The sequence below is a fragment of the Dehalococcoidia bacterium genome, assembly GCA_025060295.1.
In the GTDB taxonomy this organism is placed as follows: Bacteria; Chloroflexota; Dehalococcoidia; order Lucifugimonadales; family HRBIN23; genus HRBIN23.
Genome location: JANXCH010000002.1, coordinates 19,323 through 41,127, shown reverse-complemented (window position 1 = coordinate 41,127; position 21,805 = coordinate 19,323). Strand labels below are relative to the sequence as shown.

The following is a 21,805-nucleotide window of genomic DNA, read 5'->3' as shown; positions in this document are numbered from 1 at the left end:
TTATGCTATCCATTCGGTTAGCACTTGTCTAGACGGAAGACAAAAAATTCCAGTTTTAACTTTGCCCTGCGTTTAAACACCCCCGCGCCGTACAAGCGGAGCCCCCCGCCTTCCGCCACGCCTGCTACGATAAAAGGGAGCGACGGGTCATCGGGCGGAGAAGGGGAAAAGGTGCGTCTCATTCACCTCTCGGTGCGCAACATCCGCACCTACCGCTCCCTGGAGGTGGATTTCCCCCGTGGCCTCACCCTGATCTGGGGGGCGAACGCCCAGGGTAAAACCAACCTCTTAGAAACCGTGTATCTGCTCGCCTTGACCAAGTCCCCCCGCACCCCCCACGACCAAGACCTGCTCTCTTTCTGGGCAGCGGAGGAGGACGGCTGGGGCTATGTGGAGGGGACATTCCAACGGCGCAATGGGGGACGCCTCACGATGCGGGTGGACCTGCTCCTGCGCCCGTCGGGGGAAGGGCTCCGCGGGACAGCCCGCCCCTTCCAGAAGCAGGTGCGCCTCAATGGGGTGGTGTGTCCGGCTAGTCAAGCAGTGGGACAAGCGCCCATGGTTTTGTTCCAGGCCGACGATATAGATATGGTACTCGGCCCCCCCGCCCTGCGCCGGCGTTGGCTGGATATCCTCCTCTCCCTGACCGACCGGCGGTATCTGCTGGCCCTTCAGCGCTACCAGCGCCTGCTGGCCCATCGCAATCGCCTGCTGAAGGCCGGAGCCGACCCTGACCAGACGGCCTACTGGGACAAAGAGGTGTGCACCGAAGGGGGGCGCATCACGGCCCAACGCCTCTCGGCCCTGCAAAGGTTAGCCCCCCTCATCGCCGCCGCCTACAGCGGCTTGGCGGGGATGGAGCGGGTGGAGGTGTCCTACCGGTGGGCGGGGGAGGGCCTTGTCCCTCTTGCGCCCGAGACCATCGCCTCCACCCTGGCCCGCCAGATGGAGGCCCTCCATCCACGGGAACGGGCACTGGGCCAGACCCTCGTCGGCCCCCATCGGGACGACATTCTTTTGCGCCTGCAGGGGCGGGAGGCGTCCTTCGCCTCGCGGGGGCAGGCCCGATCTCTGGCCCTTGCCCTGCGCCTGGCCGAGGCCCGCTTTCTGGAGCACACCTTGCACGAGACCCCCATCCTGCTCCTAGACGACGCCCTGTCGGAACTGGATGTCCATCGGCGTCGCCTCCTGCTGGAGGCGGTGCAGGGGGCAGAGCAGGTGGTGCTCACCTCCACCCAGCGGGAGGAGGACTTGCCTGCGGGGTGCACCCGTTTTCGCCTCGAGGGGGGCCGACTTCTGCCCGACGCCTAACCCCTCATTGCGCCTGGCGATTGTTCAGCCCCTCCTCGGCTGCGCGGCGGATGCTCGCAAAGCGGTTGGCCGTAGTAGGAGCCTGTGCGACAAAGGCATCCACGATCTTCAACGCCTCCTCGTAGTTGCCCTTCAGCAGCTCCTGGTTGGCCAGGAGTTGGTGGGTTTCCAGCCTCCCTGGCCCCAGGTGGCGCAGCCGTTGCAAAAGGGGCTCCACCTGCTGCACCTGCTCGGGCGCCCCCGCCGTCATCTGCAACAGGTACACGAGGTCGGCCAAGATACGGAAATCCCGGGGATCCTCCTGGAGCGCCTGATCGCCCTGGGTCACAATGAAAGTGAAGACGCGCATGCGCTCCTCGGGGGGCAGGCGAGGCCACTCGGAGAGAAACGCCTCGAAGACAAGGGCGCGCCCCAGGTTGGCCAAAGGCGGAAAAGTCTCAACCCCCCTCTCGGCCAAAGCGAGGCGCTCCCCTATGGGACGGGGCTCGGCCACAGCCCGCACCACATAGCGAGCGCTGTCAAACACCCGATAGTTCAAAAAGATGAGGGAGAAGACCAGAGCGCCGCCCACGAGGACTGCCACACCCCCCCGCAAAAGGGGTGAGGAGAGAAGGGGCTTTGGTGTATCATCTGCGGGCCTTGCTGTGTCTGCAGGGGGGCGCTCCTGGGCCACCACCCACCCTACCAGGATGGCCCATTGGAGCATCATCCCCGGCGTGTCAAAGAGGAACAGGTTCTGCACAAAGTACCCCGCTAACGCCCCCAGGATAGCATAGGCTAGCACCTCCTCCCGTGGAGGACGCCGCCGCCGCACCACCGCCCACACCAGCGCACCCCAAAGGGCCAAGTAAGAGAGCAGCCCCACGATCCCCTTCGTCGCCAGTTCCTCCAGCACCTTATTGTGGGCCTGGTCAAAGACCTCCGCACCGTACTGGAAGAAGCGGGGCTCCACGAAACGGGTAAAGGGAACGATGTAGTTCTCCGGCCCCCACCCCAGCAAGGGACGCTCCCGCACCGCCTGGAGCACATACCCCGCCGACAGCACCCGCGTGGCCAGGCTGGCGTTGGCCATCGCCCCCCCAGTGCGGACCCCTTCCGCTAGCCCAGCGGCGCGGGCACCCACCGTCGCCTCCCGACACCGGAGCGCCCAGGGTAGGCCCACACTGCGATCCAGGGCGAACAGGGCCATCACCCCAAGGATCAGGGCACCGCCCCCAACGGCCAACGGCTTCAGCGCCTTGCGGTTCCCCAACAACAGCACCCCCAAAGGCATCGCCACCGCTCCGGCCACCAACCCCAACATGCCCCCCCGTGTCCCCGTCTGATACAACGTCAGAAGACACAACACCGCTGTTACACCCCAGAACAGGCGTAAGGCCAGCACCCCCCATCGCTGCTGGGCCGAAGCCCCCTGGGGAGGCCTGTGTGCACGCCTCCGGCGCGGAGAAGGACTGGGTGGGGGAGCGGTACCGTCCTCCGTCGTTGGGGCGAAAGATTGAGCGAGCATTCCCACCGCCACCAGCACCATCACACTCATCACCGCCCCGAGATAGGAAGGGTTGCCCAAAGTGGCATCCACATCGCACCGCGGGAGCACCGTAGGGAGCAGGCGCACCCCCACAGTCTGCCCCAGGGCCACTACTGCCAACACCAACCCCACCCCCAAGTTGATGTTCAACAGCCAGCGCCACTGCTGGGGCGTGCGCAACACCGCCGACGCCACCACCACCAACAGGAACCAATGCATCAAATCCCACACCCCCGTCATGCGCTCGTAGGTGGACCAGAGGCTCCGCATCCAGTTGACCCCCAAGGCACCCGCTATCAGCGCCACAAGCACATACCCGTAGAAAGCGAACAGCACCCACGAGCGCTGGGGCAAGTAGGAGCGGTCCCATATCACCAGCACCAGCCATAAGGCAACCAGGATTTCTATCAGCCCCCGGGCGTAGAGGGACTTGCCCACCACATAGGGAAAGATGGTCTGGAAGGTAACCACCAGGGGCATCACCAGCAGGAGAGCCAACCCTCCCCGCATGGCCCAGGACAGCGCACTGCTCATGGGGCCTCCGTGCTAGGGGGTAGGGTAACCAAGAGGGACTACAACGTCAAGACGACGGAACAAAGCGGAAGGATAGCAGGGCGCACGCCGTGGTGCCGAGGGTCGGAGTCGAACCGACGACACGCGGATTTTCAGTCCGCTGCTCTACCACTGAGCTACCTCGGCTCACTCCCTATCCTAGGTCGTCATCCCCCCAGGTGTCAACGCCATCGGCACCCCCTTGACAACGCCCCTCCCCCTAGGTAGCATAAAAATCAGAATTTAGCACTCGGCGGTGCCGAGTGCTAAAACGGGTGTAAGGAGGGTGTATGCCACGGCAGTTCCAACCTCTCGGCGACCGCGTGGTGGTGCGCCCCATTGAGCGGGAAGAGATGACCAAAAGTGGGATTGTCCTTCCCGAAACCGCCAAAGAGAAGCCCCAAGAGGGCGAAGTGGTGGCCGTTGGCCCCGGGCGCCTCACCGACGATGGCAAGCGCATCCCCATGGAACTTGCAGTGGGCGACCGCGTCCTCTTCGCTAAATACGCCGGCACCGAGTTCAAAGAGGACGGCGTAGAGTACCTCATCATCCGCGAATCCGACATCCTCGCCAAAATCAAAAAGTAAGGGAGGAGAGGTATGCCCAAACAGTTGGTATTCGCCGAGGAGGCCCGCAAGCGCCTGAAGACGGGGGCCGACACCCTGGCCCAGGCCGTCCGCGTCACCCTGGGCCCCAAGGGGCGCAATGTGGTGCTGGATAAGAAGTTTGGCCCCCCCCAGGTCTGCTCCGACGGCGTAACGATCGCCAAAGAGATTGAGCTCAAAGACCCCTTCGAGAACATGGGGGCCCAACTCATCAAGGAGGCCGCCAGTAAGACCAACGATGTGGCCGGCGACGGCACCACCACCTCCATCGTCCTGGCCCAGGCCATCATGCACGAGGGCTTCAAGAATATCGCCGCCGGCGCGAACCCCATGGCCATCAAACGGGGCATTGAGCAAGCCGTCGACGCCATCCGCAACGAACTGAAGCGCATGGCCAAGCCCGTGGAGGGCAAGGAGCAAATCACCCAGGTGGCCTCCCTCTCCGCCCACGAGGAGGAGATTGGCAAACTCATCGCCGAAGTGATGGAGAAGGTGGGCAAGGACGGCGTCATCACCGTAGAGGAGTCCAAGGGCATCAAGTATGAGGTGGAGTATGTGGAGGGGATGCAGTTCGATCGCGGCTACATCTCCCCCTACTTCATCACCAACCCCGAGCGCATGGAGGCCGTGGTCGAGGACCCCTACATCCTCATCACCGATAAGAAGATCTCCGCCATCAACGACATCCTCCCCGCACTGGAGCGCATCCTCCAGGTGAGCAAGAACATCGTGGTCATCGCCGAGGATGTGGAGGGCGAGGCCCTAGCCACTTTGGTGGTCAACAAACTGCGGGGCACCATCAACGCCCTGGCGGTGAAGGCCCCCGGCTTCGGTGACCGCCGCAAGGCCATGCTAGAGGACATCGCTATCCTCACCGGCGGGCGGGTCATCTCCGAGGAGGCCGGCCGCAAACTGGACAGCGTCACGGTGCACGACCTCGGGCGTGCCCGCCGGGTGGTGGCCAACAAGGACGAGACCACCATCGTGGAAGGCCGCGGCAAGGAGTCCGACATTCAGGCCCGCATCAAGCAGATCAAGAAGCAGATTGAGGAGACCACCTCCGACTTTGACCGGGAGAAACTGCAGGAGCGCCTGGCCAAACTGGCCGGTGGGGTGGCCATCATCAAGGTGGGGGCCGCCACGGAGGTGGAACTGAAGGAGAAGAAGAACCGCGTGGAGGACGCCCTCTCCGCCACCCGCTCGGCCGTGGAGGAGGGGATCGTCCCCGGTGGGGGTGTCGCCCTCGTGCGCGCCAGCAAAGCCCTGGAGCCCCTCCTCAAGAAACTGGAGGGCGACGAGCGCACCGGCGTGCAAATCGTCGCCAAGGCCCTGGAGGAGCCCCTGAAGGTCATCGCCGAGAACAGCGGGGCCGAAGGGGCTGTGGTGCTGGAGGAGGTCCGCAAGGCCACCACCTGGGACTGGGGCTACGACGCCGAGAAGGGCGAGTTCTGCCGCCTCTTTGATCGGGGCATCATCGACCCCGCCAAGGTCACCCGCTCCGCCCTGGAGAACGCCGCCAGCGTGGCCGCCATGATCCTCACCACCGAGTCCCTGGTTACCGACATCCCCGAGAAGAAGGAGACCACGCCCACCCCACCACCCCACATGGAATACTAACCCCCAGGGCACACCCTAGCGGGGGCGGCCAGGCGCCGCCCCCGCTTTTTTTACACCCGCCGCGAGGGACACATATCCCGCAGCACACACTCCCCACAGCGGGGGCGCTGGGCCTTGCACACCCTCCGCCCGTGGGTAATCAGGTACACATGGAAGGGATACACCTGCTCCGGGGCCACCATCCCCTCCAAAAGGGCGTGGGCCTTCTCGGCGTTATCCTTCGGATGCAGAAGCCCCAACCGCCGCGCCACCCGATGCACATGCGTGTCCACCGGCATAGCCGGGCGGCCCAATGCGAAGCACAGCACAATGGCGGCGGTCTTGGGCCCCACCCCCGGTAACGCCCTCAGCCAGGCCTTCGCCTCCTCCAACGGCATGTCCCGCAGGAAATCTAACTCCAACAGCCCCCGCCGCCCCATAATGCCCCGCAACGCCTCCTGGATGCGGAGCGCTTTCTGCCGTCCCAATCCCGCCACGCGGATGGCCTCCTCAATGGCGTCCAGGGGGGCCTCCAGCAGATCCTCCCAGCGGGGGAAGCGCTCCCGCAACTGCCGAAAAGCCTTCCCCGCATTGACATCCGAGGTGTGCTGGGTCAAGATAGTAAAGACCAACTCGTCCAGGGGGGCCATGCGGGGCTGCCAGGCCACTGGCCCATAGGCATCCTGCAGACGTCGGAGCACCTCCCCCGCCCGGGCGGTGGCGTCGGCAGATGGGGCGACGGCTTGGCGGTGTGCCATTGGGGGGCTTGCCTTCCCCAGACCTTTCCCTTAGGGTATAGTATCAGACGGGGAAACACCCCTCGCCCCGTGGTCCCACCAGCACCTGCAAAGGGATGCTATGAGCACCGACGGCCATCTACGCGATCTCCTCACCGAGGCCCTGCGCCAGCACGGGGCCGATTATGTAGAGGTGCGCCTGGAGCAGACCGACTCCTCCCACCTCCTCTTCCGCAGTCGGGAGTTGGAGGAGGTTGGCCGCAACCAAGGCCTGATGGGGTGCGTGCGGGCTGCGGTGGCGGGGGGGTGGGGCTTTGTCTCCTTCCAAGACCTGCACAGCCTCAAAGAGAAGGTAGCCACCGCCGTTACCTACGCCCGCATGGTGGGGCGGGAGCGCACCATGCTTGCCCCGGTGCCCCCCGCCCAAGCGGTTGTGCCCCCCCGCATTGTCAAAGACCCGCGCCCTATCCCCCTTGCCGAGAAGAAGCGCCTCCTGGACGACTACAACACAGTGCTGTGGAGCGTCCCGGGCGTCCAGAGTTCCACCATCGCCTATGTGGACACCTGGCGCAAGGTAGTGTTCGCCAATAGCGAGGGCTCCTACATCCAGCAGGAGCGCATAGACATCACCCTGCGCATCACGGCGGTGGCTCGCAACGGGGGGGACGTGCAACAGGTGGGCATCAGCGTCGGCTCCTTGGGGGATTTCTCCATCGTGGAACGCCTGGAGAAGGAGGTGCGCGCCATCGCCCAGAAGGCCGTGGGCATGCTCTCTGCCCCCCCGATTACCCCCGGCCGTTACACCGTCCTCCTGGACCCCATTTTGGCGGGCGTGTTCATCCACGAGGCCTTCGGCCACCTCTCCGAGGCCGACCATGTCTACGAAGACCCCCGCCTCCAGCAGATTATGGTTCTGGGGCGGCGGTTCGGCTCCCCCATCCTGAATGTGGTGGACGGAGCAGCCATCCCCGGCCTGCGGGGCAGTTACGCCTACGACGACGAAGGTGTCCCCGCCCAGAAGACCTACCTTATCCGCGAGGGGGTATTGGTGGGGCGGCTGCACTCCCGGGAGACAGCCGCCCGCATGGGGGAACAGCCCACCGGCAACGCCCGGGCCGTCAGCGCCGCCTTCCCCCCCATCGTGCGTATGACCAATACCCTCATTGAACCTGGCCCCCACCGCCTGGACGACCTGCTGGCCGATATCAAGGACGGCATCTACTGTAAGAACTGGTATGGGGGCATGACCAGCATGGAGCAGTTCACCTTCTCGGCGGGTGAGGCCTACCGCATCCGCAACGGGCGGGTGGAGGAACTCCTGCGCCCCGTCATGCTCACGGGCAACCTGTTCACCACTCTGCACCACATCGATGGCATCGCCAACGACCTGGAGATGAACGAGGGGGGCGGGTGCGGCAAGGGGGGGCAGTTCCCCCTCCCCGTCTCCAACGGCAGTCCCCACATCCGCATCCGTGATGTCTTGGTGGTGGGACGATGAGCATCCTGGAAGACATCCTCCAGCGCGCCCAGCGGGTGGCCGACCAGGCCGAGGTGTTCGCCGTGGCCAGCCACGATACCCCCGTGCACTTTGAGGCCAACCGCCTGAAGAGCGTGCAAGAACGCCAGACCTGGGCAGTGGGCTTGCGCATCCTCAAGGGCGGGCGCATCGGCCTGGCCTCCACCAACCGCCAGGACGACCCTCAAGGCCTGGTAGAGCGGGCCCTGGAGACTCTGGCCCTGGGACCAGAAGCCACCTTCACCCTCCCCGGCCCCCAAACTTACCCCGAGGTGCCCCTGTACGACCCGGCGGTGGAGTCCCTACCTCCCCGTTCCCTGGTCGACCTGGGACAAGAGGCCATTGAGGCCCTTTACGCCCGCTGGCCCCAGGTGCTCTGGGAGTGTCGGGTGGGCAAGACCGTCTCCACCGTTACCATCCTGAACTCCCATGGCCTCCACGCCACCTGCACCCGCACCACCACCAGCCTGGTGTTGGAGGGCTCCTGGATTCAGGACGGCGACATGGTGTTCGTGTGGGAGTCCCAGGTCTCCTGTCGGCCCATCCCCCACAGCCGGGAGGTGGTGGCCTCGCTGGACGCCCAGTTGCAGGGCGCCCAACGCCTGGTGCCCGCTCCCCAGGGGGGGGTGCCCGTGGTGTTCACCCCTAAAGCCGTGGGCAACCTGCTGATGATGCCCTTGCTGACGGGTCTGAACGGACGCACCTTGGTGCGCAAGGCCTCGCCCCTGGAGGGGAAGGTGGGTCAACCTATCGCCGACGCCCGCTTCACCCTGGTGGATGACCCCACCCTCCCTTACGCACCGGGAAGCCGACCCTTCGACGACGAGGGCCTCCCCAGTCAGCCCCTGCCCCTCATAGAACGGGGGGTTCTGAAGGGCTTCCTCTTTGACCTGCAGACGGCCAGCCTGGCCCGCACCAAGAGCACCGCCAGTGCCTCCCGCTCTGTGGGCACCCTGCCCGCCCCGGGTGCCAGCGTGGTGGTCATCGCCGAGGGGGACACACCCCTCGCCGACGCCCTGGGCAGTATCCCCGAGGGGCTAATGGTGGAGGGGGTACTAGGGGCTGGCCAGGGCAACGTCCTGGCGGGGGACTTCTCCGCCAATGTGCTCCTGGGCTTCCGTTTAGAGAAGGGAGAGGTGGTCGGACGGGTCAAGAACACTATGGTGTCGGGGAATGTGTATCATGCGTTCCAACGGCTCATCGCCGTCAGCCGTGAGCGACGCTGGGTAGGTGGCGGGCTTCTGACGCCTACCCTCGTGTGTGCCGGCGTCACCGTGGCAGCGAAGCAGTAGGGAGGACGACGTATGACGCTGGAACGATACTTGGCGGACATCAGCGATCCCTCGCGCCCCCTCAAACAGACCGTGCTGGCCAGCCTGTCGGGCCTCGCCCCCGAGGAGATGGAGATCATCCAGCGGGTGTGGCCCACCATCCCCCTGGAGCGCCGACGCCAAATCCTCCAGCGCCTTGCCGACATGGCCGAAGAGCGGGTGGAGATGGACTTCACCCCCCTCTTTCGTCTAGCCCTGAAGGACCCCGACCCCCAGGTGCGTGCCCAGGCTGTGCATGGCCTGTGGGAGTGTGAAGACCGCTCCCTGATTACACCCCTGCTGCACCTCCTGAAGTGCGACACCTCCTCCGAGGTGCGCGCAGCGGTCGCCCAGAGGTTGGGTACCTTCGCCAGCATGGCCTCGGAGAATAAACTTCCCTCCAGCGAAGGCAAGCGCATTCTGGACGCCCTGGTCGCCGCTTTCCGCAACGCCCGGGAGGAGGTGGAGGTGCGCTGCCGTGCCCTGGAATCCCTGGCCGTCTTCCCCGACATGATTGTCCACGACCTTATCCGCCAGGCCTACGACAGTGCCGAGTCCCGCCTCCGCCGCAGCGCCGTCTACGCCATGGGACGCAACGGCGACGGCCAATGGAAAGCCATCATCACCAGGGAACTTTCCAGCACCGACCCCGCCATGCGTAAAGAGGCGGTCGGGGCGTGCGCCGAACTGGGGGAGGAAAGCCTGGTGGTGCACCTGCTCCCCCTCCTCCAAGACACCGACCCAGAGGTGCGTCTCACCACCATTCATGCTTTGGGGGCCATCGGCGGCACCCTCGCCAAAAAGACCCTCCTCACCCTTGTGAAGTCGTCCGATGAAACCGTGCGGGAGGCGGCCCAGGAGGCCCTGGAGCGCTTACGGGCCGAGGAGAACCCCCTCACCTACAAGTTCCGCACCTCATAATCCCCCCCCATGAGGGGCGTTCCCGCATGGAGTGTGGCATGAGGGGCGTGCCCAGAGGGTAGCGCAATGGCCGTGTCCGTTCCCCCTCCCGATGATGCATCCTCCTTCGAGGCGGTGTGCTGGTTCTTTGACCAGGCGGCCGAACGCCTGCGTCTAGAGAGCAGCCTGCGTGACATGCTGCGCTTGCCCTGGCGGGAACTGACTGTGCAGGTGCCGGTGCGCCTGGACAACGGGCAGGTGAAGGTGTTCGTAGGCTACCGCGTCCAGCACAATGCCGCCCGCGGCCCCTACAAAGGGGGCGTGCGTTATCACCCCCAGGCCGACCTGGACGAGGTGCGCGCTCTGGCCGCTCTGATGACCTGGAAAACGGCCGTGGCCGATGTGCCCTTCGGCGGGGCCAAGGGGGGCATCGCCTGCGACCCCAGTCAGTTGAGTACGGCCGAACTCAATCGTCTCACCCGCCGCTACATTCAGAGCATTAACCACATCCTGGGGGTGCATCGGGACATCCCCGGCCCCGACCTGGGCACCAACGCCCAGGTGATGGCCTGGATGATGGATGCCTACGGCCAACTGCACGGCTATACCCCCGCCATCGTTACGGGCAAGCCGGTGGAACTGGGTGGCTCCGCCGGGCGGGAGGCCGCCCCCGGGCGGGGGTTAGTCAACTGCATGGAGGAGTGGGCCCGCCTCACCTCCTCCAATCTGCGAGGGGCCACGGTGCTTATCCAGGGCTTTGGGCAAGTCGGCTCGTGGGTGGCCCGCCTCATCGGCTCCTTAGGATGCACCGTGATAGGAGTGGCCGATATACAGGGGGGCGTCTATAACCCCCGCGGCTTAGACATCCCCCGTCTCCTGGAGCACGCCCGCCAAACGGGATCGGTCGTGGGCTTCCCCGAGGCCGAGGCGGTGGATAACCAGACCTTCCTGGAACTCCCCTGCGACATCCTGATTCCTGCCGCCATTGAGCATGTGATTCACGAGGGCAACGCCTCCCGCATTAAGGCCCGCATCATCGTGGAGGCAGCCAACCACCCCCTTACCCCCCGAGCCGATATTATCCTGCGGGAGAGGGGAGCCATCATCCTTCCCGACATCCTGGTGAATGCCGGGGGCGTGGTGGTCTCCTACTTTGAGTGGACGCAGAACATCCAGCAGTTCCGCTGGGACGAGGATCAGGTCAACCTGGAACTGTATAAGGTGATGACCCGCGCCACGCGTGCCGTTGTGGAGGCGTCGCGCCTTCACGGTGTCTCTCTGCGGGAGGCGGCCTATATCATCGGGGTGAGCCGTGTGGCGCGGGCTATCCAGTTGCGGGGCTTTGTATAAGATGGTGTCCTGCTCCGCTCAGCTTAGGAGACATTGCTGTGTAGTATGCAGATGACCCGGGTAACCTTTGGAGGGGTGTTGGGTGTGGCGGTGCCCTCCTGGGGGGCTGTGGGGATGGGCCTACGGGGATAGGCATTGCCCATGCCTGTCTTCCAGGATACTCCACACAAACTTATTGTGGCGACGATAGGCGTTTTTATAGCCCCGTTTCCGCTGATAACAACCTACATCAGCCCTTTGAGAGGCGTTTTCCTATGACTGCGGGCTATTGACAGCTCCTGTGGGGGCTGGTAAAGAGTAGTTGATATGCTGACACGCTTTTCGGGAATTGCAGGGTGTTGTTGCCCTCCATAGGGGCCAGCGCATAGGGAAGACCAGCGCTGCGCCCCGCTCGGCGTTTGTGGCAGAGCGGGGCGCAATCTTTTTTGTGGGGAGCCCACCGTGGCACACCAGGAGACACAGGAGCAGACACGATGGGAGCGGGGGAAACTACCCCCCTCTCCAGCCCACATCGCCTACTTCCCCGTGTTCCTGAACCTGCAAGGACGGCGATGTGTGGTCATCGGCACGGGGGAAGAGGTGGAGCGTAAAGTGCGCGCCTTGCGGGAGGCGGGTGCCCAGGTTACGGTGCTCACCCCCCATCCGACCTCGGGACTGGTGGCTCTGGCCGAGGCGGGGCACATCACCCTCCATCAACGCCCCTACCAGGAGGGCGACCTGCGCGGGGCCTTCTTGGCCATCTCTGCCACTACCGCCGACTACCCCCTCTCCCGCCGCATCGCCCAGGAGGCCCAAAGGGAAGGTGTGCTCCTGAATGTGGTGGACACACCCCACCTGTGCACCTGGATCGCCCCCGCCATTGTCCAGCGGGGGGCGTTGACCATCGCCATCTCCACCAACGGCCTCTCCCCGGCGCTGGCGCGCTTCATTCGAGAGCGCCTGGAGCACCTGCTCCCCGAAGAGTGGGGAACTTTGCTGGACATGGTGGCCCTGCTGCGGCGGGAGGTGCGCCGTCGGGGGATACACCCCTCCCCCCAAGCCTGGCAGGAGGCCCTCCACAGTCCGGAGACCCAACGCCTGCTGTCGGCCCACGACTGGGAGGGCCTGTGGGAGCACTTGCTGACCCGTTTGACCGCGACGGGCACACACCCCCTTTCCCAGGAGGGAGAGAAGATATGAGGCTGGGGACGGTCTACATAGTGGGAGCGGGGCCGGGCGACCCGGGCTTGATAACCGTCAAGGGTCTACGCCTCCTGCGCACGGCGGAGGTGGTGGTGTACGACCGCCTGGTACATCCCGACCTGGTGGCCGAGGCCCCGCCCGCTGCCGAGAAGGTGCCCGTGGGGAAAGAGCCCGGCCACCACACCTACCCCCAAGAGGTTATCAACGCCCTGCTGGTAGGCTACGCCCGCCGGGGGAAACGGGTGGTACGCTTGAAGGGGGGCGACCCCTTTGTGTTCGGAAGGGGAGGCGAGGAGGCCGAGGCCTTGGCCGCTGCGGGCATCCCCTTTGAGGTGGTGCCGGGCGTCTCCTCCGCCATCGCCGTCCCCGCCTATGCCGGCATCCCCGTTACCGATAGGCGCTACGCCGCCGGCCTGCGGATTATCGCCGGGCATGGGGCAGGCACTACCCTGCCTCCACAGCAGGAAACAGTCGTCGTGCTGATGCCTGTGGGGGCGCTGTCCCAAGTGGTGGAGCGCCTGCGCCACCAGGGTTGGACAGAGGGGACACCAGTAGCCTTCATTGAGCAGGGCACCCTCCCCTCCCAGAGGACACTGGTCACCACCCTGGGCCAGGCGATACAGACGGCCCGTAACGCCAGCCTCCAGGCCCCCGCCGTGATGGTGGTGGGGGAGGTGGTGCGCCTGCGGGAGCGCATCGCCTGGGCCGAAAAGCGCTCGGGCATCGGCAACCCCCCGCCCACAAGGAGCGCGAGCCTCCTGCCCATAGGGAGCAGCGCCCCCCACATCTAACGCAACGGAGGTGCACCATGTGCAAGGTGTGCGGATGCTCCGTCGAGGCTACACCAGCCGGCATAGCCGCCCTGGCTGGTCCCCCCCAGGAGGAGGTCTACCAGCGCAGCCTGGAACTGGCCCGCCATACCAAAAAGGCCGTCATCCCCTATATGGAGGAGGAGGTGGAGCGCTTTGAGGAGGCGGTGGCCAAGTTTCGGGCGGGGCAGGTGGACGAGGCCACCTTCATGCGCTTCCGCCTGCGCCAGGGGGTCTACGGCCAGCGCCAGCCCAACCGCCAGATGTTCCGGGTGAAAATCCCCGGGGGCATCCTCACCCCCGAGGCCCTGGAGGCCCTGGGAGAGGTGGCCCAGCGCTTCGCCCCCCTCCAGAAGGGCCACTTCACCACCCGGGAGAACATGCAGTTCCACCACATCCCCCTGGAGCAGACGCCCGAGATTATGCGCATCCTGGGGAAGGGGGGATTGACCTCACGGGAGGCGTGCGGGAACACGGTGCGCAACGTGGTGGGGCCGCCGTTGGCAGGGGTCTGCCCGGACGAACTCTTTGACCCCACCCCCTACCTGGTGGCCTACGTGCGCTTCGGCGTGCGCCACCCCATCACCCAGGACTTCCCCCGCAAGTTCAAGACCTCCTTCAGCGGCTGCCCCGACCACGACGCCGTGGCCTCCCTCATCCACGACCTCTCCTTTGTGGCCCAGGTGCGCCCGGAGAACGGCACCCTCCGCAAGGGGTTCAAGGTGTATGTGGGGGGTGGCACCTCCATCTTCCCCCGTCTGGCTAAGCCCCTCTACGACTTCGTCCCGGTGGAGGATTACCTGCGGGTGGCCCTGGCGGTATGGACCGTCTTCAACAAGGCAGACATCCTGCGCAAGAACCGCATGATGGCCCGCATCAAGGTACTCCTAGACCGTATCGGGATAGATGCCTTCCGCGGGTTGGTGGAGGAGGAACTCAAGAGCATCGGCCCCATTGACCCCACACCCCTGATGGATGTGGAGGAGTTGTATCGAGAAACGCCTCCCCCACCCCCCACAGGCAAGGCGGACGGAGCCGATGACCCCGCCTTCCAAGAGTGGAAACGCACCAACACCCTGGAGCAGAGGCAGAAGGGCTACTATGTGGCCTTCGTCAAGATCCCCCTGGGAGATATCTATGCCCCCCAGTTCCCCGTCCTGGCGGACATCGTGCGCCGGTATACCGGGGGGCGGGCGCGCGTAACCCAGGAGCAGAACCTGGCTTTGCGCTGGGTGCCAGAGGGCTCCTTGTATGCCGTGTGGAAGGCCTTGAAGGAGATCAACCTGGCAGAGCCGGGCGTTAACACCATCACCGATGTGGTGGCCTGCCCCGCCACCGACAGTTGTAAACTGGGCATCACCTCGGCCATGGGAGTGGCCAAGGCCCTGCGGGAGACCTTCGCCTCGAGCAACGGGCTCTTGGAGGACCCCCTCATACAGAAGCTGCACATCAAAATCAGCGGGTGCCCCAACGGGTGCGCCCAGCACCACATCGCTTCCATTGGCCTGCACGGCGCAGCCATGAAAGGGCCCGGGGGGGAGCAGGTGCCCGCCTATGAGGTGTTCTTGGGAGGTGTGTACGGGGGAGCCGACATTGAAGGCACCCGCTTTGGGCAACGCCTGCCGGGGGTCAAAATCCCCGCCAAGCGCGTCCCCGAATTTATGCGTGCGTTGCTGGCCTTCTACAAGGAGAAGCGCCTGGAAGGGGAGGAGTTCCCCCAGTTTGTAGCCAGAATTGGCCTCAAACCCTTGGAAGAGGTGGCCACCGCCTTCAAGGACATCCCCCCGCTCAGCGACCGCACGGTAGACCTGTATATGGACTGGGCTCGCACCACCCTGTTCAAGGTGGAGCGGGGCGAGGGGGAGTGTTCGGTGTAGGAGAGACACCGAAGCGCCTTCCTTATCGCCTTTCGTAGCCCTGGTATCATAGAGGCAGAGGCCCTACAGGACTCTGCCAGATGGAAGGGCAACCCAATCCCTCTCCCGTCCCCCAGACGCGGCCCCTGCGCTACCGGCGCATCGTGGCCAAGGCAGGCACCACCCTTCTCACCGGCGGGACAGAGCGCCTCAACCTCGGCGTGATGGCCTCCCTGGTGAGCCAGATTGGGCGTCTGCACCGTCGGGGGGCGCAGGTGCTCCTGGTCTCCTCGGGGGCGGTGGCCGCCGGCCGGCACGCCTTGGGCATTACCGACGCCAAGCGTCGGGATACCCCCTTTCGCCAGGTGCTGGCGGCCGTGGGTCAGAGCAAACTGATGCACGCCTGGGAGCAGCTGTTCGCCTGGGAGGGCATCACCGTCGCCCAGGCCCTGCTCACCCGCCGCGACACCACCGACCGCCTCAGTTACCTGAACATTCGCAACACCCTGCTGGCCTTGCTGGATCTGCGGGTGGTGCCCATCCTCAACGAGAACGATGTGGTGGCGGTGGAGGAACTCGAGGGGGAGGTGTTCGGGGATAACGATACTCTGTCGGCTTTGGTAGCCACCATCGTGGACGCCGACCTGCTGGTGCTCCTGTCGGATGTGCCAGGGCTGTTCACCGCCGATCCCCACCTGCATCCCGATGCGCGCCTCATCCCCCGCGTGGAGGACATCGACGAGGAGGTTCTGGCTATGGCAGGGGGCTCCGCCTCGGGTCGCGGGCGGGGGGGCATGGTAACCAAACTGGAGGCGGCCCGCCTGTGCACCGCCGCCGGCACGGGGGTGGTGATCTGCCACGGCCAAGAGCCTGAGGTGTTAGTGCGCCTGGCCGAAGGGGAGAGCATCGGCACCTTCTTCCCCCCGCGGGTGGACCACCGGGAGAGTCGGCAGCGCTGGCTCTTGGGAGCCTGCTCCCCCAAGGACGCCGTGGTGATAGACGCAGGAGCCGTAGAAGCCCTGCGCCAGCATAAGAGCCTGCTCCCCGTGGGGGTTATTGAGGTGCGGGGCGACTTCGCCCGGGGGGAGGTCATCTCCATCCTGGGCCCCGATGGGAAGCGGGTGGCGGTAGGCATCGCCAACTACAGCGCCCCCGACCTGCGCCGCATCCAGGGCAAGCGCTCCGACCGCATCGCCTCCCTCCTGGGCTATACTTACGGGCAGGAGGTGGTGCATAGCAACAACATGGCCCTGCTCTAACCCGCCCCCACGGGAAGGAGGACGCGGTGGCCCAAGAGGTCGGCCTTCGGGAGGTCCTACAACACATCACCGCCCGCCTGGACAGCCACGACCAGGAGTTGCGGGAGGTGCGCCAGGAGATTCGGGACTTGCGTCGCGAGATGATAGAACTGCGTCGCGACATGTTCTCCATGTTCCGCTGGCTCATCGGCATCCAGTTGACCATGTGGGCCACCCTTCTGGCCGCCATGTTGGTTACCTACTTCACCCGCCTCCCCCGCTAGGCAGGCCCCCTCTATGGCGACTTTCCTGTATCCCATTACCCTCTATAGCCCCGACCTGACCCGTCAAGTAACGGTAGAAGCGTTAGTGGACACGGGCGCAACCTATACCTGGGTGCCCAGCCCTATCCTGGAGTCCCTGGGACATCACCCCTCCTTTCGGCAACGCCTGCGCCTGGCCGACGGGCGCGTCATAGAGCGGGGGGCTGGCGAGGTCGTTGTGGGCATAGACGGGGCACGGCGCACCACCATTGTGGTCTTCGGCGACCCCGGCGCCCAGATGCTTCTGGGGGCCTTCACCCTGGCAGCCTTCTCCCTGGCCCCCGACCCGTTAGGCCAGCGCCTGGTGCCCGTGGAAGCCCTCCTGATGGGCCACGGCATCCCCACGGAGGTGGAGCATGGTGCAGACCACCGTTGACCTGGAGACCATCGGCCAAGCGGCGCGGTCCGCCTCCCGCCTCTTGGCACGCCTGCGCACCGATGTGAAGAACGCCGCTTTGGAGACCATCGCCCAGGCCCTGGAGCGCCAGCAGGGGCAGGTGCTGGAGGCCAACGCCAAGGATATGGAGGCGGGGCGGCGAGCGGGCCTGTCCCCCGCCCTGCTGGACCGCCTCCTGCTGACCCCCGAACGCCTGCGTGGCCTGGCGCGGGATGTGCGGGCGGTGGCCGCTCTCCCCGACCCGGTGGGGGAGATGTTTGACGTGCGCACCCTGCCCAATGGCCTGGTGGTGGGGCGTAAGCGGGTGCCCCTGGGCGTCATAGGGGCCATTTACGAAAGCCGCCCCAATGTCACGGTGGACATCGCCGCCTTGTGCCTGAAGTCGGGCAACGCCTGCATCCTGCGTGGGGGGAGCGAAGCCTTCCACTCCAACAGTGCTCTGGCCACCCTTATCCGTCAGGCCATCGTCCACGCGGGCATCCCCGCCGATGCGGTGCAGTTCATCCCCAGCACTGACCGGGGCATCGTCCTGCAGATGCTCCAAGCAAAAGAGTACATTGACCTGCTCATCCCGCGGGGCGGGGCTGACCTTATCCGCTTCGTGGCCCAGCACGCCACTATGCCCGCCGTTACCGGGGGTATCGGCGTGTGCCACGCCTATGTGGACCGTTCCGCCGACCTGGACAAGGCTTTGCGCATCGTCCGGAACGCCAAGGTTCAGCGCCCCTCGGTGTGCAACGCCTTAGACTGCGTCCTGGTGCACAGCGCTATCGCGGGAGAGTTTCTGCCCGCTCTGGCCCGACTGCTGGCCCAGGACGGGGTGGAGTTGCGGTGCGACACCCGCGCGCTAAGCATTCTGGGCCCTCTGGAGGAGGCCAAAGTGGTGCCCGCCACCGAGGACGACTGGGGCAAGGAGTTCCTGGCGCTTATCCTGGCGGTAAAGGTGGTGGATTCTTTGGACGCTGCCCTGGCCCACATTGAGCGCTATGGCTCGGGCCACACGGAGGCCATCATTACCGAGGATTATTCGTCCGCCCTGCGCTTCCTGGACGAGGTGGATGCGGCAGCGGTGATGGTCAACGCCAGCACCCGCTTCACCGACGGAGGGCAGTTCGGGCTCGGGGCCGAGGTGGCCATCTCCACCAGCAAGTTCCACGCCCGGGGGCCCATGGGCCTGCGGGAACTCACCTCCTACAAGTGGGTGGTGCTGGGCAACGGCCAGGTGCGGGAGGGATAAGACAGATCACACCGGCCCCCAGAGGCTCATAAAGGAGTTGAGAATGCTTCCCGAATATGACCTGACGGACAAACGGGTGCTCATCACAGGGGCGGGGCGCGGTATTGGGAAGGGCATCGCCCTGGTGTTGGCCGAGGCGGGTGCCCACGTGGCCGTTACCGCCCTCACCGAGGCCAACGCCCAACGGGTGGCCGAGGAGGTGCGTCGCCGCGGACGCCGTGCCCTGGGCCTGGTGGCCGATGCCACCAAGCAGGAAGATATGGACCGCCTGGCGCAGCGTGTCCTGGCCGAGTGGGGCGGGCTGGATGTGCTCATCAACTGCGTGGGGGATGCCATTCAGAAGCCCGTGGTCGCCCTGCCGGGACGCACCGAGGCGGGCATGACCCTGGCCGACTGGCGCACCATCGTGGACATCAACCTGACAGAAGCTTTTTTGGGGTGCCGCGCTTTCGGGCCGTACTTCTTGAGCCAGCGCAGGGGGAATGTCATCAACATCTCCTCCTTCGCTGCGTATAAGGCGAGCCCCCTGCGCTCCGCCTACGACGCCGCCAAGGCGGGCCTCACCCAGTTCACCCGCTCCTTGGCTTTGGAGTGGGCACCCTATGGCATCCGCGTCAACGCCATCGCCCCCGGCCTGTTCCCCGACCCCGAGCAACTTCCCCCCGAGGAGTACCGCCGCCGCCAGGAGCGGGCCGTCCAGCAGGTGCCCCTGGGGCGCCTGGGCACCCTGCGGGAGGTGGGGCTTTTGGCTGCCTACCTGGCGTCCGACGCCTCAGCCTATGTTACGGGACAGACCTTTGTCATTGATGGCGGGTTGAGCATCACCTAAAGGCCTTCAGAAGCCCGCCGAGACGTGCCGCCAGACGGAGACGGTAACCCGGTCCGGCCCTGGCAGGATAAACTGCACCTGGTCCAGACGGCGCACCTGGTGAGCCTGCTCCGCCTCCTTGACGGCGTTCTCCCAGTCGGGGTTGTCCATCCGCAGGGGATAGGCCACCAGCAGGAGGGCAGAGGTGGACGGATGAGCGTGGAGGAAGCGGAAACGGCGGGGCAACTCCGTGGGAGTAGTGAAGTAGTAGGCCAGGGGCCGTTGGGCGGTGAGGGGGACGGAGCGGATTTGCAAACGCAGGGGCTGGCCTTGCGCCGTCAGTTCCAGGTCAGGGTCGTCGGGGGAGCCGCCCTGGGTGGCGCCTGTCAGGCGCACATCCTGAAAGTATTGGCTGGCAATATAGGGCTGGCGCAGGGCGTTGAAAGCCTCCACCGCCAGCCATCCATCGGCACGGGCCCCCTGGGCGATGAGGTGGGGGAACAGGGCCTCCTTCACTCCCAAATAGACCGCCACGCGCCGTAAGATGTAATCTATCGGCCCTTTCACAAAGTGCACAGCCGGGGCTGCCATGCGTCCTCCTTTCCTCTTGAAGCCATGGCCCTTCCAGCGCAAAACCGTTGTACTGTAGCCGAGCAGGGTACACGCGTCAAGGACTCCCCGCCATACACAGGCCCTCCCCGCAGGGTGTATTGACATAGCCTTTACGCCACTGTATACAATACCGCCTGAGGAGGCAGCCATGAGGCAAGGGATACTTGTGCTTTTCGGTATCATTCTCGGATTGGTATTCATACTCTCGTGTCGCCCGACGGCGGCTCCTACCCCCACACCTGTTCCCACCCCTACCCCTGTGGCTTTAGCCACCCCCACCCCTGCTCCCGCACCCGCCCCAGCCGGCCCCACACCCATGCCCATGCCCATCGTGCAAGCTACGCCCACACCTACGCCTATCCCCGCCGGGCCGCCCCCCACACCCACCCCCGCCCCTCGGCGCGGCGGCACCCTCCGCTTCATCCCTCACGCTAGCATGGCCTCCATTGACCCCATGTGGACAACGGCCACGGTAACGGTGAAGGACTTCGCCAACTTCGTCTACGAAGGCCTGTTCGCCTTGGACGCCACCTTCACCCCCCAGCCGGCCCTGGTGGAGTCGTGGAATGTCTCCCCGGACGGCCTTACCTGGACCTTCGTGCTGCGCCCCGGCCTTACCTTCCACAACGGCGACCCAGTGCGCCCCCTGGATGTGGTGGAGTCCCTCAAACGCTGGGCCAACCAGGATGCCTGGGGCCGGGAGATGTGGGAAAACTTTGAGCGGGTGGACACCCCCGATGACCGCACCGTCGTGATGCGCTTGAAGCAACCGACCAGTGTGCTCCTCAACCAGTTGTCGGTGCCCTCGGGCTTCCGCTCGGTGATCGTCCACGAGCGCATTTGGCGCGTCCCCGTTCGGCAAGGGGCGCGGGAGGCCATCGGGACGGGCTCCTTCCGCTTCGTCTCCTGGACGCCGGGCAACCAGTATGTGTTGGAGCGCTGGCCGGGGTATAAGTCCCGTACCGAGCCCCCCTCGGGCCTGGCGGGTGCCCGCCCCACCTATGTGGACCGGATAGAGGCCCTGGAGGTGCCCGACCACGCCACCCGCTTCGCCGCCATCCACACGGGCCTCGTCCACTTCTTGGATGAATTCTTGGCGGACTTGGCCCCCCAGGTGGAGCGTAACCCCGCCCTACGCCTGCATGTGGTTGGCCCCGGCCCTAAACTTGTCGCCCAGTTGAACCACTCCCGCCCGCCCTTCAACGACCTGCGAGCACGCCAGGCCCTGCAACTGGCCTACCCGGTGGACAGGGCCATGCGGGCCGCCATCGGCGACCCCCGCTTCTGGCGTCTATGCCCCAGCGCATACGCCTGCGGCACCATGTGGGAGGAGGTGGGGCGGGAAGGCTCGGCCGGCCGCTACAATGTGCAGGATATCAGTAAGGCGCGCGAATTGGTGCGGACGGCCGGTCTGGAGGGCACCACCGTGCGCATTATCAGCGCCCAAGACAACCCTATCGTGGCCAACCCCTCCTTAGTGACCAAGGAAGTGTTGGAGCAGTTAGGGTTCAAGGTAGACCTGCAAGTGATGGACTGGGCTGGTGTGCAGACCCGCCGCACCAACCCCGAACTGTGGGAACTTCACCACACCTCCTTCGTTACCTGGCACTTCGTGCATCCCCTGGTGAACCCCACCCACGCCCGGATGGGGTGGTTCAACCGCTACGCTGACGACACGGGCAAGGTTACCCGCGCTCGGGAGGCCATCCTCCGCGCCCTGACCCTGCAAGACCAGTTGGCGGCCAGCAAGGATTTGGCCCGGGCTATTTGGGAGGATGTGCCCTACATTATCCTGGGGGAGCAGGCGGGCCTGCGCGCCTCCCGTCAGGAGGTGCAGAACTTCAAGCCCACCATCTTCCTGACCTTCTGGGATGTGTGGCTCGCCCAGTAAAGGACTTTGAGCACACCCAGCCCCGATGAGCAGGCTGTAAGGGCGTG

The 21,805-nt window shown here is 65.4% G+C and carries 19 protein-coding genes, 1 tRNA gene and 1 pseudogene; 17 read left to right on the top strand and 4 right to left on the bottom strand.

Features of this window, described 5'->3' with window-relative positions:
- Nucleotides 1-171: 171 nt before the first annotated feature.
- Nucleotides 172-1,311: a DNA replication and repair protein RecF gene (recF, locus tag NZ951_01490; protein ID MCS7206599.1), complete on the top strand. Its 1,140-nt coding sequence runs from the start codon at nt 172-174 to the stop codon at nt 1,309-1,311.
- A 4-nt stretch (nt 1,312-1,315) separates the two neighbouring features.
- Here recF and NZ951_01485 read toward each other — a convergent pair whose 3' ends face one another.
- Together NZ951_01485 and NZ951_01480 are read right to left on the bottom strand one after the other, a co-directional pair.
- Nucleotides 1,316-3,373: an O-antigen ligase family protein gene (locus NZ951_01485; protein ID MCS7206598.1), complete on the bottom strand. Its 2,058-nt coding sequence runs from the start codon at nt 3,371-3,373 to the stop codon at nt 1,316-1,318.
- Between the two features lie 90 nt (nt 3,374-3,463).
- Nucleotides 3,464-3,538: transfer RNA gene (locus NZ951_01480), tRNA-Phe, on the bottom strand.
- A gap of 143 nt (nt 3,539-3,681) precedes the next feature.
- Here NZ951_01480 and groES point away from each other — a divergent pair.
- Together groES and groL are read left to right on the top strand one after the other, a co-directional pair.
- Entirely contained in the window at nt 3,682-3,978 is a 297-nt protein-coding gene (groES, locus tag NZ951_01475) for a co-chaperone GroES (protein ID MCS7206597.1), read from the top strand.
- A gap of 12 nt (nt 3,979-3,990) precedes the next feature.
- Nucleotides 3,991-5,613 (top strand): chaperonin GroEL, encoded by a 1,623-nt coding sequence (gene groL, locus NZ951_01470; protein ID MCS7206596.1) that lies wholly within the window; start codon nt 3,991-3,993, stop codon nt 5,611-5,613.
- Nucleotides 5,614-5,663: 50 nt separating this feature from the next.
- Here groL and NZ951_01465 read toward each other — a convergent pair whose 3' ends face one another.
- Nucleotides 5,664-6,350, bottom strand: a complete 687-nt coding sequence (locus tag NZ951_01465; protein ID MCS7206595.1) for an endonuclease III — start codon at nt 6,348-6,350, stop codon at nt 5,664-5,666.
- A gap of 100 nt (nt 6,351-6,450) precedes the next feature.
- On the opposite strand from NZ951_01465, the gene NZ951_01460 reads away from it, so the two are divergent.
- From NZ951_01460 to NZ951_01405, 12 genes are all read left to right on the top strand, one after another.
- On the top strand, nt 6,451-7,827 hold the full coding sequence (locus NZ951_01460) for a TldD/PmbA family protein (protein ID MCS7206594.1): 1,377 nt from the start codon (nt 6,451-6,453) through the stop codon (nt 7,825-7,827).
- On the top strand, nt 7,824-9,137 hold the full coding sequence (locus NZ951_01455) for a TldD/PmbA family protein (GenBank protein MCS7206593.1): 1,314 nt from the start codon (nt 7,824-7,826) through the stop codon (nt 9,135-9,137). Before NZ951_01460 ends, NZ951_01455 begins: the two co-directional genes overlap by 4 nt.
- A 12-nt stretch (nt 9,138-9,149) precedes the next feature.
- A complete protein-coding gene (locus NZ951_01450; GenBank protein MCS7206592.1) occupies nt 9,150-10,076 on the top strand; it encodes a HEAT repeat domain-containing protein in 927 nt (308 codons plus the stop codon).
- Nucleotides 10,077-10,142: 66 nt separating this feature from the next.
- Entirely contained in the window at nt 10,143-11,405 is a 1,263-nt protein-coding gene (locus NZ951_01445; protein ID MCS7206591.1) for a glutamate dehydrogenase, read from the top strand.
- A 441-nt stretch (nt 11,406-11,846) separates the two neighbouring features.
- Nucleotides 11,847-12,584 (top strand): bifunctional precorrin-2 dehydrogenase/sirohydrochlorin ferrochelatase, encoded by a 738-nt coding sequence (locus NZ951_01440; GenBank protein ID MCS7206590.1) that lies wholly within the window; start codon nt 11,847-11,849, stop codon nt 12,582-12,584.
- Complete coding sequence (cobA, locus tag NZ951_01435) at nt 12,581-13,378, top strand: uroporphyrinogen-III C-methyltransferase (GenBank protein ID MCS7206589.1); 798 nt, start codon at nt 12,581-12,583, stop codon at nt 13,376-13,378. The genes NZ951_01440 and cobA overlap by 4 nt, the downstream gene beginning before the upstream one ends.
- 308 nt (nt 13,379-13,686) lie before the next feature.
- A complete protein-coding gene (locus NZ951_01430; protein ID MCS7206588.1) occupies nt 13,687-15,273 on the top strand; it encodes a nitrite/sulfite reductase in 1,587 nt (528 codons plus the stop codon).
- 80 nt (nt 15,274-15,353) lie between these two features.
- A complete protein-coding gene (proB, locus tag NZ951_01425) occupies nt 15,354-16,511 on the top strand; it encodes a glutamate 5-kinase (GenBank protein ID MCS7206587.1) in 1,158 nt (385 codons plus the stop codon).
- Nucleotides 16,512-16,537: 26 nt separating this feature from the next.
- Nucleotides 16,538-16,774 carry a hypothetical protein gene (locus NZ951_01420; GenBank protein ID MCS7206586.1) on the top strand — a complete coding sequence of 79 codons (237 nt, stop codon included), beginning with the start codon at nt 16,538-16,540 and terminating at the stop codon, nt 16,772-16,774.
- 13 nt (nt 16,775-16,787) lie between these two features.
- On the top strand, nt 16,788-17,189 hold the full coding sequence (locus NZ951_01415; GenBank protein MCS7206585.1) for a hypothetical protein: 402 nt from the start codon (nt 16,788-16,790) through the stop codon (nt 17,187-17,189).
- The gene (locus NZ951_01410; protein ID MCS7206584.1) at nt 17,170-18,447 is read left to right on the top strand and encodes a glutamate-5-semialdehyde dehydrogenase; all 1,278 of its coding nucleotides are present in this window, start codon (nt 17,170-17,172) and stop codon (nt 18,445-18,447) included. Before NZ951_01415 ends, NZ951_01410 begins: the two co-directional genes overlap by 20 nt.
- A 43-nt stretch (nt 18,448-18,490) precedes the next feature.
- The gene (locus NZ951_01405) at nt 18,491-19,276 is read left to right on the top strand and encodes an SDR family oxidoreductase (GenBank protein MCS7206583.1); all 786 of its coding nucleotides are present in this window, start codon (nt 18,491-18,493) and stop codon (nt 19,274-19,276) included.
- Nucleotides 19,277-19,282: 6 nt separating this feature from the next.
- Here NZ951_01405 and NZ951_01400 read toward each other — a convergent pair whose 3' ends face one another.
- The gene (locus tag NZ951_01400; GenBank protein ID MCS7206582.1) at nt 19,283-19,846 is read right to left on the bottom strand and encodes a hypothetical protein; all 564 of its coding nucleotides are present in this window, start codon (nt 19,844-19,846) and stop codon (nt 19,283-19,285) included.
- A 289-nt stretch (nt 19,847-20,135) separates the two neighbouring features.
- Between NZ951_01400 and NZ951_01395 the strand changes: the two are divergent.
- Both NZ951_01395 and NZ951_01390 read left to right on the top strand, forming a co-directional pair.
- Nucleotides 20,136-20,270: pseudogene (locus NZ951_01395) on the top strand (signal recognition particle-docking protein FtsY).
- Nucleotides 20,271-20,321: 51 nt separating this feature from the next.
- Complete coding sequence (locus tag NZ951_01390; GenBank protein MCS7206581.1) at nt 20,322-21,758, top strand: ABC transporter substrate-binding protein; 1,437 nt, start codon at nt 20,322-20,324, stop codon at nt 21,756-21,758.
- Nucleotides 21,759-21,805 lie beyond the last annotated feature (47 nt).

Excerpts from the sequence above, each read along its gene's own strand:
- groL (MCS7206596.1), top strand. The coding sequence starts at position 3,991 with ATGCCCAAACAGTTGGTATTCGCCGAGGAGGCCCGCAAGCGCCTGAAG.
- NZ951_01390 (MCS7206581.1), top strand. The coding sequence starts at position 20,322 with ATGTGGACAACGGCCACGGTAACGGTGAAGGACTTCGCCAACTTCGTC.
- NZ951_01445 (MCS7206591.1), top strand. The coding sequence starts at position 10,143 with ATGGCCGTGTCCGTTCCCCCTCCCGATGATGCATCCTCCTTCGAGGCG.
- NZ951_01400 (MCS7206582.1), bottom strand. The coding sequence starts at position 19,846 with ATGGCAGCCCCGGCTGTGCACTTTGTGAAAGGGCCGATAGATTACATC.
- NZ951_01405 (MCS7206583.1), top strand. The coding sequence starts at position 18,491 with ATGCTTCCCGAATATGACCTGACGGACAAACGGGTGCTCATCACAGGG.
- NZ951_01460 (MCS7206594.1), top strand. The coding sequence starts at position 6,451 with ATGAGCACCGACGGCCATCTACGCGATCTCCTCACCGAGGCCCTGCGC.
- NZ951_01455 (MCS7206593.1), top strand. The coding sequence starts at position 7,824 with ATGAGCATCCTGGAAGACATCCTCCAGCGCGCCCAGCGGGTGGCCGAC.
- NZ951_01465 (MCS7206595.1), bottom strand. The coding sequence starts at position 6,350 with ATGGCACACCGCCAAGCCGTCGCCCCATCTGCCGACGCCACCGCCCGG.
- NZ951_01415 (MCS7206585.1), top strand. The coding sequence starts at position 16,788 with ATGGCGACTTTCCTGTATCCCATTACCCTCTATAGCCCCGACCTGACC.
- NZ951_01450 (MCS7206592.1), top strand. The coding sequence starts at position 9,150 with ATGACGCTGGAACGATACTTGGCGGACATCAGCGATCCCTCGCGCCCC.
- groES (MCS7206597.1), top strand. The coding sequence starts at position 3,682 with ATGCCACGGCAGTTCCAACCTCTCGGCGACCGCGTGGTGGTGCGCCCC.
- NZ951_01410 (MCS7206584.1), top strand. The coding sequence starts at position 17,170 with ATGGTGCAGACCACCGTTGACCTGGAGACCATCGGCCAAGCGGCGCGG.
- cobA (MCS7206589.1), top strand. The coding sequence starts at position 12,581 with ATGAGGCTGGGGACGGTCTACATAGTGGGAGCGGGGCCGGGCGACCCG.
- NZ951_01485 (MCS7206598.1), bottom strand. The coding sequence starts at position 3,373 with ATGAGCAGTGCGCTGTCCTGGGCCATGCGGGGAGGGTTGGCTCTCCTG.
- proB (MCS7206587.1), top strand. The coding sequence starts at position 15,354 with ATGGAAGGGCAACCCAATCCCTCTCCCGTCCCCCAGACGCGGCCCCTG.